9 protein-coding genes are annotated in these 11390 nt (G+C 43.9%); 6 read left to right on the top strand and 3 right to left on the bottom strand.

Features of this window, described 5'->3' with window-relative positions:
• Positions 1 to 2: 2 nt before the first annotated feature.
• The 4 genes from odhB (at position 3) to sucD (ending at position 4947) form a co-directional block, all read left to right on the top strand.
• A complete protein-coding gene (odhB, locus tag AY607_RS01055) occupies positions 3 to 1217 on the top strand; it encodes a 2-oxoglutarate dehydrogenase complex dihydrolipoyllysine-residue succinyltransferase (RefSeq protein WP_064095634.1) in 1215 nt (404 codons plus the stop codon).
• Between the two features lie 60 nt (positions 1218 to 1277).
• On the top strand, positions 1278 to 2708 hold the full coding sequence (lpdA, locus tag AY607_RS01050; RefSeq protein WP_064095633.1) for a dihydrolipoyl dehydrogenase: 1431 nt from the start codon (positions 1278 to 1280) through the stop codon (positions 2706 to 2708).
• Positions 2709 to 2877: 169 nt separating this feature from the next.
• A complete protein-coding gene (gene sucC, locus AY607_RS01045; protein WP_064095632.1) occupies positions 2878 to 4044 on the top strand; it encodes an ADP-forming succinate--CoA ligase subunit beta in 1167 nt (388 codons plus the stop codon).
• Positions 4045 to 4056: 12 nt separating this feature from the next.
• Positions 4057 to 4947 (top strand): succinate--CoA ligase subunit alpha, encoded by an 891-nt coding sequence (sucD, locus tag AY607_RS01040; protein WP_064095631.1) that lies wholly within the window; start codon positions 4057 to 4059, stop codon positions 4945 to 4947.
• Positions 4948 to 5013: 66 nt separating this feature from the next.
• On the opposite strand, the gene AY607_RS01035 is transcribed toward sucD, so the two are convergent.
• The 3 genes from AY607_RS01035 to AY607_RS01025 all read right to left on the bottom strand — a co-directional run bounded on the left by AY607_RS01035 (position 5014) and on the right by AY607_RS01025 (position 8249).
• Positions 5014 to 6720 carry a flotillin family protein gene (locus tag AY607_RS01035; protein ID WP_064095630.1) on the bottom strand — a complete coding sequence of 569 codons (1707 nt, stop codon included), beginning with the start codon at positions 6718 to 6720 and terminating at the stop codon, positions 5014 to 5016.
• 37 nt (positions 6721 to 6757) lie between these two features.
• Positions 6758 to 7393: a YqiJ family protein gene (locus AY607_RS01030; RefSeq protein WP_064095629.1), complete on the bottom strand. Its 636-nt coding sequence runs from the start codon at positions 7391 to 7393 to the stop codon at positions 6758 to 6760.
• A 313-nt stretch (positions 7394 to 7706) separates the two neighbouring features.
• Positions 7707 to 8249, bottom strand: coding sequence for a hypothetical protein (locus AY607_RS01025; RefSeq protein WP_064101560.1), 543 nt, complete (start codon positions 8247 to 8249; stop codon positions 7707 to 7709).
• A 323-nt stretch (positions 8250 to 8572) separates the two neighbouring features.
• On the opposite strand from AY607_RS01025, the gene cysD reads away from it, so the two are divergent.
• Positions 8573 to 9487 (top strand): sulfate adenylyltransferase subunit CysD, encoded by a 915-nt coding sequence (gene cysD / locus AY607_RS01020; protein WP_064095628.1) that lies wholly within the window; start codon positions 8573 to 8575, stop codon positions 9485 to 9487.
• Between the two features lie 149 nt (positions 9488 to 9636).
• On the top strand, positions 9637 to 11250 hold the full coding sequence (gene cysN, locus AY607_RS01015; protein WP_064101484.1) for a sulfate adenylyltransferase subunit CysN: 1614 nt from the start codon (positions 9637 to 9639) through the stop codon (positions 11248 to 11250).
• Positions 11251 to 11390 lie beyond the last annotated feature (140 nt).

Here is an 11390-nt window from a genome sequence, read left to right as displayed (position 1 = left end):
TAATGGCAACCGAAATTAAAGCACCGGTATTTCCAGAGTCAGTTGCGGACGGTACGATCGCAACTTGGCACAAACAACCAGGTGAAGCAGTTTCACGTGATGAAGTGATCTGCGATATTGAGACTGATAAAGTTGTTTTAGAAGTTGTCGCTCCTGCAGACGGTACACTTGCATCTATTATTAAAGGTGAAGGCGATACTGTTCTTTCAGCTGAAGTAATTGCACAGTTTGAAGAAGGTGCTGTTTCTGGCGCTACGCAAACTCAAGCAGTTCAGTCTGAAGAGAAAGTTGAACAAGCTGCTGCGCAAACTGAAGCGGGTAATGCACCGATCGTTGAACGTCAACAGGTACAGGATCAGGCTCCAGCCGTGCGTAAAGCATTGACTGAATCTGGTGTGGCTGCTGCTGATGTCGAAGGTACGGGCCGTGGTGGTCGCATCACTAAAGAAGATGTGGCAAATCATCAGGCGAAGCCGGCAGCACCTGCAGCGCAGCCATTAAGCGTTGCGGTGGGTGAGCGTATTGAGAAACGTGTTCCGATGACACGTCTTCGTAAGCGTGTAGCTGAACGTTTACTTGCAGCAACTCAAGAAACTGCAATGTTGACCACGTTCAACGAAGTGAACATGAAACCAATCATGGAAATGCGTGCTCAATACAAAGATGCATTCGAGAAGCGTCATGGTGCGCGTCTTGGCTTTATGTCATTCTTCGTTAAAGCAGCAACTGAAGCCCTAAAACGCTATCCAGCGGTAAATGCTTCAATTGATGGCGATGATATTGTTTATCATGGTTACTATGACATCGGTGTTGCAGTTTCATCTGAACGTGGTCTTGTGGTTCCTGTACTTCGTGATACAGACCGCATGAACTATGCTGAAGTTGAAAACGGCATCCGTGCATATGCTGCGAAGGCACGTGACGGTAAGCTGGGCATCGAAGACATGACTGGTGGTACATTCACGATCACCAATGGTGGTACTTTTGGCTCATTGCTTTCTACACCAATTCTAAATACGCCACAAACTGCGATTCTGGGTATGCATAAAATCCAGGAACGTCCGATGGCTGTAAATGGTCAAGTAGAAATCTTGCCGATGATGTATCTTGCATTGTCTTATGACCACCGTTTAATCGATGGTAAAGAAGCAGTTGGTTTCCTTGTAACAATCAAAGAATTGTTAGAAGAGCCAGCACGTCTTATCCTTGATCTTTAATTTTTAAGAATATATTTATGGGCTTAGGGCAAAACTCTAGGCCCATTTTTGGAGATGAACATGTCTCAATTCGATTTAGTCGTAATTGGTGGTGGCCCGGGCGGCTACGAAGCAGCAATTCGTGCAGCTCAACTTGGTTACAAAGTTGCGTGTATCGAAAAACGTATTCATAAAGGCAAGCCAGCTTTGGGTGGTACTTGCTTAAACGTGGGTTGTATCCCGTCTAAAGCATTGCTTGATTCTTCACATCGTTATGAAGATACCGTTCAGCATTTAGATGACCATGGTATTACGACCGGTGAAGTTAAATTTGATCTTTCTAAAATGATGAGTCGTAAAGACAAAGTTGTAGATCAGTTGACTGGCGGTGTTGCCCAGTTGCTTAAAGGCAACGGGATTGAATGGTTGCAAGGTACAGGTAAATTGCTTGCGGGCAAAAAAGTTGAATTCACACCATTTGAAGGTGAAGTTCAAGTTTTAGAGCCTAAATACGTGATTCTTGCGACAGGTTCTGTACCAATTAACATTCCTTCAGCTCCTGTAGATCAAGACTTAATCGTTGATTCTACTGGCGCACTTGAATTCACTGAAGTGCCTAAGCGTTTAGGTGTGATTGGTGCGGGTGTAATCGGTCTTGAGCTAGGTTCAGTATGGCGTCGTCTTGGTGCAGAAGTTGTTGTATTTGAAGCAATGGACGCATTCTTGCCAATGGCTGATAAAGCATTGTCTAAAGAATACCAAAAAATCCTGACTAAACAGGGTATGGATATCCGTATCGGTGCGAAAGTTTCTGGCACTGAAATTAACGGTCGTGAAGTGACAGTTAAATATACCCAAGCTGGTGAAGATAAAACTGAAACTTTCGATAAATTGATCGTTTGTGTAGGTCGTCGTGCCTATGCTGAAGGTCTACTGGCTGAAGATTCAGGTATCAAGCTGACTGAACGTGGTCTGGTTGAAGTAAATGACTGGTGTGCAACTTCAGTTGAAGGTGTATACGCAATTGGTGATTTGGTACGTGGTCCAATGCTTGCGCATAAAGCCATGGAAGAAGGTGTGATGGCTGTTGAGCGTATTCACGGACATGCTGCGCAAGTAAACTATGACACCATTATTTCTGTGATCTACACACACCCAGAAGCGGCGTGGGTTGGTTTAACAGAGCAGCAGGCTGTAGAAAAAGGTCACGAAGTAAAAACTGGCCAATTCGGTTTTGCTGTCAATGGTCGTGCTTTGGCTGCGGGTGAAGGTGCTGGTTTCGTGAAGTTTGTTGCTGACGCAAAAACGGATCGTCTATTGGGTATGCATGTGATTGGACCTGCTGCGTCTGATATCATCCACCAAGGCATGATCGCACTTGAGTTTGTATCGTCAGTTGAAGACCTGCAGTTAATGACATTTGCTCATCCAACCTTCTCTGAAGTGGTGCATGAAGCAGCTCTTGCTGTTGATGGCCGTGCAATTCACGCGATTCAGCGTAAACGTAAGTAATGCAAAAAAAGAGCGACTTAGGTCGCTCTTTTGTATTTCATGGTTGTTTTTATTGGAACAATCATCTAAAAATAAAGATAACGATTTGAAGAAATGCTGGTGCTGCTTTGACGGACGTCTGGGTGCTGGTGAGTTATAACAAGCTAAAGAAGTAATAAAAGGTTATTCCATGAATTTACATGAGTATCAAGCAAAAGCGCTATTAAAAAAATATGGTATGCCTGTACAGGAGGGCATACTGGCCACTAATGCCGATGAAACGGTGCAAGCTTTTGAGCAGTTGGGTGGAAAGTTCGCAGTATTGAAAGCACAGGTACATGCCGGCGGTCGAGGTAAAGCAGGCGGTGTAAAAGTAGTAAAATCGGCTGCCGAGGCTGCTGAATATGCCAACCAGATAATTGGTTCACGCTTGGTCACTTATCAGACAGATGCCAATGGTCAGCCAGTCAATAGCATTTTAGTCTCGGAAGATGTTTATCCGGTTGAGCGCGAGCTGTACTTGGGTGCTGTAGTCGATCGCTCGACTCGCCGGATCACTTTTATGGCATCAACTGAAGGCGGTGTTGAGATTGAGAAGGTAGCTGAAGAAACCCCGGAAAAAATCATTAAAGTTGAAGTTGAACCTTTAGTCGGTTTGATGCCATTTCAGGCACGTGAAGTTGCTTTTGCACTGAAACTGAAAGATGGACAAATCAATCAATTTGTAAAAATCATGACAGCTGCCTATCAGGCATTTGTAGAGAATGATTTTGCACTTTTTGAAATCAATCCGCTATCTGTGCGTGAGAATGGTGACATTCTGTGTGTTGATGCCAAAATCGGAATTGATTCAAATGCGCTATACCGTTTGCCAGAAATCGCCGCTATGCGAGATAAGTCTCAGGAAAATGAGCGCGAACTAAAAGCCTCTGAATTTGATCTGAACTATGTGGCACTTGAGGGTAACATTGGCTGTATGGTTAATGGCGCGGGTCTTGCCATGGCAACCATGGATATTATCAAGCTCTATGGCGGTCAACCAGCCAACTTCCTGGATGTGGGTGGTGGTGCTACGAAAGAGCGTGTGATTGAAGCCTTCAAAATTATTCTTGCAGATAGCTCTGTACAGGGCGTATTAATCAATATTTTTGGTGGAATTGTACGTTGTGACATGATTGCTGAAGCAATTATTGCAGCGGTTCAGGAAGTAAATGTGACTGTTCCTGTGGTTGTTCGCCTTGAAGGCAACAATGCGGAATTGGGTGCAAAATTACTGGATGAATCAGGTTTGAAGTTGATTTCTGCACATGGTCTTGCTGATGCTGCAGAAAAAATTGTTGCTGCTGTAAAAGCTTAAGGAGTATCCATCATGAGCGTATTAGTTAATAAAGACACCAAAGTGTTGGTACAAGGTTTTACAGGTAAAAACGGCACATTCCATTCTGAACAGGCTTTGGCTTATGGCACTAAAGTTGTGGGCGGTGTCACTCCAGGAAAAGGCGGTCAAACCCATCTGGATTTACCCGTTTTTAATACCATGCGTGAAGCGGTGAAGGAAACTGGCGCAGATGCTTCGGTGATTTATGTTCCGGCACCTTTTGTACTGGATTCCATTATTGAAGCGGTTGATTCCGGCATTGAATTAATTGTGGTAATTACTGAAGGTGTACCAACCCTCGACATGCTGAAAGCCAAGCGTTATCTGGAAACCAATGGCAACGGTACACGTCTGATTGGACCAAACTGTCCGGGTATTATTACGCCGGGTGAATGTAAGATCGGGATTATGCCGGGACATATTCATCAACCAGGTAAAATCGGAATTATCTCGCGTTCAGGTACACTGACTTATGAGGCCGTGGCACAGACCACTAACCTAGGTTTAGGTCAGTCGACCTGTATCGGTATTGGTGGTGACCCGATTCCGGGCATGAACCAGATTGACTGCTTAAAACTGTTCCAGGAAGATCCGCAAACTGAAGCCATCATTATGATTGGTGAAATTGGTGGTACGGCAGAAGAAGAAGCAGCTGAATATATTCAATCGAATGTGACTAAGCCGGTTGTTGGTTATATTGCGGGCGTAACTGCGCCTAAAGGCAAACGTATGGGTCACGCAGGTGCGATTATTTCAGGTGGCAAGGGTACAGCTGAAGAAAAATTTGCAGCCTTTGAGCGTGCGGGCATGGCCTATACGCGTAGTCCTGCTGAACTCGGTTCAACCATGCTGCAAGTGTTAAAAGATAAAGGTTTGGCTTGATATCTAAAGTAAGGCTGTAATAAAAAAGCTCCCAGATGGGAGCTTTTTTATATCTCAGTCTATTTTTCAGGTTTTAGCTTTGAGACTCTGGGTCATGCCATTGATATCACCACCTTGAATACCCAGCTCACTCATCAAGCTATCAATTAAAGGTGCCTGACTACGATAACGCAGGGCACTATTGACAACCTGATCTGAAAGGGCAACATTGCCCCCTTCATGATGTGCATCTGCCTGACAAGAACCGGCATGACTGCCATGTAGTCCATTGACCTGAAGAATTTTGATATCGTCAATATTTTCCATTGGCTTGACGCTTTCCCGGATAATTTCAGGCAAGTATTTCAGCATGGCCAGACGAATCTGCATTTCAACCTGTTCTGGTGACAGAACATTATTGGCTTCATTGACCGCACGGGTACCTTCAGCATCTACCTGATACTGTTTCTCCATCGCTTGAGCCAGTAGGATTTTCGCATCCGCTTCACCCTTGGCTTTGAGACGGACCTTTTCAGCTTCAGCTTCAGCAGCAATGCGTACGGCTTCTGCATCGTCTGCTGCCGCCTGTTTGCCAGCTTCAGCGGCCACTGTAATTGCAATCGCATCTTTTTCAGCATGTTCTTTGGCCGCAACCAGCTCGACCGCCTTTTGACGCTCTGCCTGCTGGATTTGACGCACGGTGACAACTTCTTCTTCTGCTTTTACCGCCTGCGCACGGGCGTGGTCGGCCTGGGCTTTGGCTTCAGATTCGGCACGGGATTTTTCCGCAATGGCAATGGCACGATCCTGTTCAGCCAGTTCAATGGTTTTCTTTTGTTCGACTTGGGCTTTTTGAATCAGCTGTGCTTTTTGAATGTTTTCATTCTCTACATCACGGGCGGCCAAAATACGCTTGAGTTCGACCTCGCGTTCAGCCGCAATTTGGGCTTCCTCTGCTTCGCGTTTTTTGCCAGCTTCCTGAGCGGCAATTTCAGCCAGCTGTTCAGCACGTCGAATGGCAATTTCACGTTCCTGCTGTAGCTTGGCATATTCTTCTTCACGAATAATTTGCAGGCGAGCCTGTTCAGCTTCCAGATTCTTGGTTTTAATTGCCAGATCTGTATCTTGTTCAATATGGTTACGCTTGCGACGACGATCCTCAATAGTTTCAGTAAGCTTGGTCAGGCCTTCTGCATCAAAAGCATTTTGTGGATTGAAATATTTAAATCCGGTCTGATCCAGACCAGTTAGTGAAACAGTTTCAAGCTCCAGACCATTTTTATGTAAATCTTCAGACACCACCTGCTGAACTTTCTGTACGAAATCCACCCGCTTTTCATGTAGTTCTTCCATAGCCATTTCTGCGGCTACTGCGCGTAGTGAATCGACAAACTTGCCTTCCACCAGATTTTTTAGTTCATTTGGTGACATGGTTTTTTGACCGAGTGTTTGTGCTGCGGTGGCAATTGAATCAGCGGTAGGTTTGACCCGTACATAGAATTCGGCCATGACATCGACACGCATCCGGTCACGGGTGATTAGTGCCTGATCATCTGCACGACGCACCTCAAGGCGCAAGGTATTCATGTTTACCGGAATAATTTCATGCAGGACTGGAAGCACAATGGCACCTCCGCCTAAAATCACTTTTTCTCCACCCCAGCCGGTACGTACAAAGGAAATTTCCTTGCTTGAACGACGGTATAAGCGTGCAATGATGAGACCGAAGGTCACCAGTGCTACAAAAATAATTCCCGCAATAATTAAAATATTATATAAATCAAATTTTAACATTGTTATAAAGTCTCAATTGAGTTTTGGCTAAATAAAATTAAAGTTCAATGGCTTGAAAGCCATTTTTAGTTTTTTGGGTCAGAACCACATCCTGGCCTTGATTTAAAGTCTGATTACTTTCAGGTTCAACCAGCACATAATGGGTCTGCCCATACTGGTCCTGAACTCTGGCCTGTGCCGGAGAATTCACTCTAGCGTCTCCCAGGATAATGGTCGCGGTACGTCCGATCAGTTCATCGCTATGAATGGCGGAAGTTTCATCTTCAGGCAGAAGCTTGCTTGCCGCCTTGGCAAGAAAGCGTACTACGGGCATACACAGAAACAGGCAGGCTGGAGAAATCAGCCAGACACTGAAAAGTTGGCTGGTCAGGCGTTCAAATATGCCCTGAATCAATAAACCACTCAAACCATAACTGGTCAGAAAAATAATCAGCCAGATAAATAAAGGCAGACGTCCCAAATATAACCAGTCAAATACTTTGCTGAAAACACCGGGAGGGTGATCCGGACTTATTTCCGGATGCAGGGGGTCGTCAGGTAAAAACTGTTCAAACATATGCTGTGATCCGCCACCGAGCAACAGCAGAATGCACTCAAGTGCAGCAAACATCAGCATTAGGCTTAAACTGATGCTAAATACGATATTGGATGGATGTGTAAACAGTTCCCACATTTTTTATCTCTATAATTATGTTTTTAGGAAAAGTATCTGAAATTTTTTATCAGGCTTACGATAGCAGTAATTGTAGTTTTTGTATGCAAAAAAATAACAAAAAACCTGATAAACAGGGATTGAATATATAGATTATTTAATAATCAGTGAACTATTAAAATTAATAATAAACTATAAGCGAATCAGATTCTTGATAGAGAAATGGAATAATTCCATAGAAATTATGGCAAGTAACGCCTGTTGTCTGTATGTTTCTGGGAAAAATATAAAGATACTTCAACCAGAGTATCTTTATATTTTCTATTTAAATCTGCTAGAGCAGGGCGGTCTGAATTCGCACTTTCATATCGAGGGTCTGTTGCAGAATATACTGCTGCATCCATTTAACCTGTTCACCCATAGGATTGACCTTGACTGCGGTATTCAGGAAGTTCAGATCAGGCTGACTGAAAAGCTGTTGTTGCAGGGTTTGCTCCAGCATTTGACTACTACTCGTCAAAGGTAATGCCACCAGATAGAAGGCTTTAGGATAATTATAAAAGGCATATAGCAAGTTAAAGGCTTTTTGATCTCCTTTGAGATGGCTGACACCAATTTCGTAAGCTGCATTCTGGTTGCTATAGGTGATGCCCACTAGAAATTCCCAATGACCTTCATGTAAACGTAAAGCAAACTGCAATCCGATTTGGTCTGCGGTCAGTTCATGTTGCAGATAGATATTCAAGGGCTTGCCATCATCACTAAAAGGTTCTTGCAGAACTAAAATATGCTGCTGGTGCTGATAAATGTAGCCGGCAAGCTGAGCCTGTTCCAGGCGGTGTTTTACTGTGCTGAGATCAAAAGCGCTATAGGGCATAAATAACATATATGAAAGGGCAGAGTTGAGCTTACTCTAGTAATTTTTCAACTGTTTGAGAACCACTACTTTAGATTATTTTTCTATGATTTTATTGGTTTGTTGACAGAGTGCCCCTGGATAAATACTACAAAATATCCAAGCCTGCGTTATGCAAAACCTTGATTCATAAAAACTGATATTCATTATTGATGAATTTTTATATGAGCTTTTGATATATCAATATCATAAAACAAGCAATGGATAGGATAGGTAAATCACTATAATGAATATAAATTTTCAAAAGTGTCATAAGTACACGTTTTTCTAAGCTGGTGTTGTCCATGTCGTTAAATGAGGAAAGACTTACTCATCTCAAACAGCTCGAAGCTGAGAGTATTCATATCATCCGCGAAGTTGCTGCCGAGTTTGAAAATCCGGTCATGCTGTATTCAATCGGTAAAGATTCAGCAGTAATGCTGCATTTGGCACTGAAAGCGTTTTATCCTGCAAAACTTCCATTTCCATTGCTGCATGTAGATACAGGCTGGAAATTCAAAGACATGATCACGTTCCGTGACAACATGGCAAAAGAACATGGCTTTGATCTGATCGTGCATCAGAACAAGGAAGGCCGTGATGCGGGCGTAAATCCATTTGACTATGGTAGCTCAAAATATACCGACATCATGAAAACTCAAGGTCTGAAACAGGCGCTGGACAAATATCAGTTTGATGCAGCTTTCGGTGGGGCACGTCGTGATGAAGAAAAGTCACGCGCGAAGGAACGCGTGTATTCATTCCGTGATTCTAAACACCGTTGGGACCCGAAAAACCAGCGTCCAGAACTATGGAACCTTTACAACGGTAAAGTGAATAAAGGTGAAAGTATCCGTGTATTCCCCCTGTCTAACTGGACTGAACTAGACATCTGGCAATACATCTATCTTGAAAATATCAAACTTGTGCCACTGTATCTGGCGGCTGAACGCCCAGTGGTCGAGCGTAATGGCACGCTGATCATGGTGGATGATGAGCGTATGCGCCTGAATCCAGGCGAAGTACCACAAATGAAATCGGTTCGTTTCCGTACTCTAGGCTGTTACCCGCTTACGGGTGCTGTGGAATCTACAGCCAACACCTTGCCGGAAATTATCCAGGAAATGCTTTTAGCGACCACATCTGAACGTCAGGGCCGTATGATCGACCATGATGAAGCAGGTTCGATGGAAAAGAAAAAGCAGGAAGGTTATTTCTAGAGTCTCGTAATCTCCCCCTAACCCCTTCTTTAGAAAAGAGGGGGGAACTCCAGAAATTGATTGGAGGAAAGTCCTCCTTTATTAAAGGAGGATTTAGGTGGATTTAAAGATTAGCAACCGATTTCAACGTATTTGTGGAGCTTTGAGCAATGTCTCATCAATCTGATTTAATCAGCCAAGATATCTTGGGTTATTTGAAACAACATGAAAATAAAGACTTATTGCGTTTCCTGACGTGCGGTAACGTAGATGATGGTAAATCAACTTTAATTGGTCGTCTGCTTTACGATTCAAAACTGATTTATGAAGATCAGCTGCAGGCAGTTACCCGTGACTCGAAAAAAGTCGGTACCACTGGCGATGCACCTGATCTGGCGCTTCTTGTAGATGGTTTACAGGCCGAACGTGAGCAGGGCATTACTATTGATGTGGCTTACCGTTATTTCTCGACTGAAAAACGTAAGTTCATTATTGCTGATACACCGGGACACGAACAGTACACCCGTAACATGGCGACAGGTGCGTCGACAGCAGATCTTGCGATCATCCTGATTGATGCGCGTTACGGCGTGCAGACTCAAACCCGCCGTCACTCATTTATTGCGAGTCTTTTAGGAATTCATAATATCGTAGTGGCCGTGAACAAGATGGACTTGGTTGAATTTTCTGAAGCACGCTTCAATGAAATTCAGGCAGAGTACAACAAGTTCATTGAACAGTTGGGTGAACGTAAGCCTGAAAATATTATTTTCACGCCAATTTCTGCACTCAACGGTGATAACGTCGTTAACAAATCACCAAATACGCCGTGGTACCAAGGTCAAACCTTAATGGAGACTTTGGAGACTGTTGAAATTACGCGTAATACCAGCAAAGATGAATTCCGTTTTCCGGTTCAGTATGTGAACCGTCCGAACCTCGACTTCCGTGGTTTCTGCGGTACGATCGCTCTGGGCGAAATAAAAGTTGGTGATGAGATTGTTGCCCTGCCATCTGGCAAGAAATCAACAGTCAAAGAAATCGTCACTTTTGATGGTAATCTGGATCACGCTGTTGCGGGGCAAGCCATTACTTTAACTTTGAATGATGAAATTGATATTTCACGTGGTAACATTCTCGTTAAAGCGGGTGAGCAGCCTTTAATTTCACGTTCTGCGCGAGCCTCAGTGGTTTGGATGAATGATCAGCCGCTAGTCATTGGCAAACTTTATAACGTGAAGTTCGGTACTCAGACCATTCCAGCAAAAGTTGCGAAAATTCACTACCGTACCAATGTCAACACATTGGAAAAAATGGAAGTTGAGCAGCTGGAGTTGAATGCAATTGCTGATGTCACCATCGAATTTGATGCGCCAGTGGTATTCGACCGTTATCAGGATAGCCGTTACACCGGCTCATTCATCTTTATTGACCGTCTAAGCAACGTGACTGTTGGTGCGGGAATGGTTGAAGCGACAGTGGAGTGGACTGCGCACAACGAGCCTGTAACGGCTGAAACGCGTGCTGCGCGTTTAGGTCAGAAACCTGCTGCGGTAACTGTGTCTGCTAAAGCGCTTGAAAATGCTCAAGCTCTTGAAAGCCTGCTGATCCAGCAAGGTGTAGTTGCGATTGCGAAAGCAGGTCTTTCAGCTGATCAAGTTACGCTAGTGCGTGAAACCGGTGTAGTTGTAGTAACTGATGCAACTGAAGGTACAGATGTTACTTTTGCTCAGGAGTCTGCTGAAGAACTTGCTGAAAAGATTGTTGAATTGGTTCGTCTATAAGACTGGACTGGTTTTAGAGAAACCCGCTGTAAAGCGGGTTTTTTATTGCCTAAATTTTGTTTGCATGAAAATCATTCGATTAGTCAAAATGTGATCTTTCAATTTACTAGTCAATTAATACAATGCTCCATAAATGGGGG

This window comes from Acinetobacter sp. SFA (genome assembly GCF_001647535.1).
Lineage (GTDB): Bacteria > Pseudomonadota > Gammaproteobacteria > Pseudomonadales > Moraxellaceae > Acinetobacter > Acinetobacter pecorum.
This window is presented reverse-complemented; position numbering and strand designations above follow the sequence as displayed.

Bases quoted from the DNA above. Each gene is read 5' to 3' on its own strand.
- AY607_RS01025 (WP_064101560.1), bottom strand. From the start codon at position 8,249: ATGCCCTATAGCGCTTTTGATCTCAGCACAGTAAAACACCGCCTGGAA.
- sucD (WP_064095631.1), top strand. From the start codon at position 4,057: ATGAGCGTATTAGTTAATAAAGACACCAAAGTGTTGGTACAAGGTTTT.
- sucC (WP_064095632.1), top strand. From the start codon at position 2,878: ATGAATTTACATGAGTATCAAGCAAAAGCGCTATTAAAAAAATATGGT.
- odhB (WP_064095634.1), top strand. From the start codon at position 3: ATGGCAACCGAAATTAAAGCACCGGTATTTCCAGAGTCAGTTGCGGAC.
- cysN (WP_064101484.1), top strand. From the start codon at position 9,637: ATGTCTCATCAATCTGATTTAATCAGCCAAGATATCTTGGGTTATTTG.
- lpdA (WP_064095633.1), top strand. From the start codon at position 1,278: ATGTCTCAATTCGATTTAGTCGTAATTGGTGGTGGCCCGGGCGGCTAC.
- AY607_RS01035 (WP_064095630.1), bottom strand. From the start codon at position 6,720: ATGTTAAAATTTGATTTATATAATATTTTAATTATTGCGGGAATTATT.
- AY607_RS01030 (WP_064095629.1), bottom strand. From the start codon at position 7,393: ATGTGGGAACTGTTTACACATCCATCCAATATCGTATTTAGCATCAGT.
- cysD (WP_064095628.1), top strand. From the start codon at position 8,573: ATGTCGTTAAATGAGGAAAGACTTACTCATCTCAAACAGCTCGAAGCT.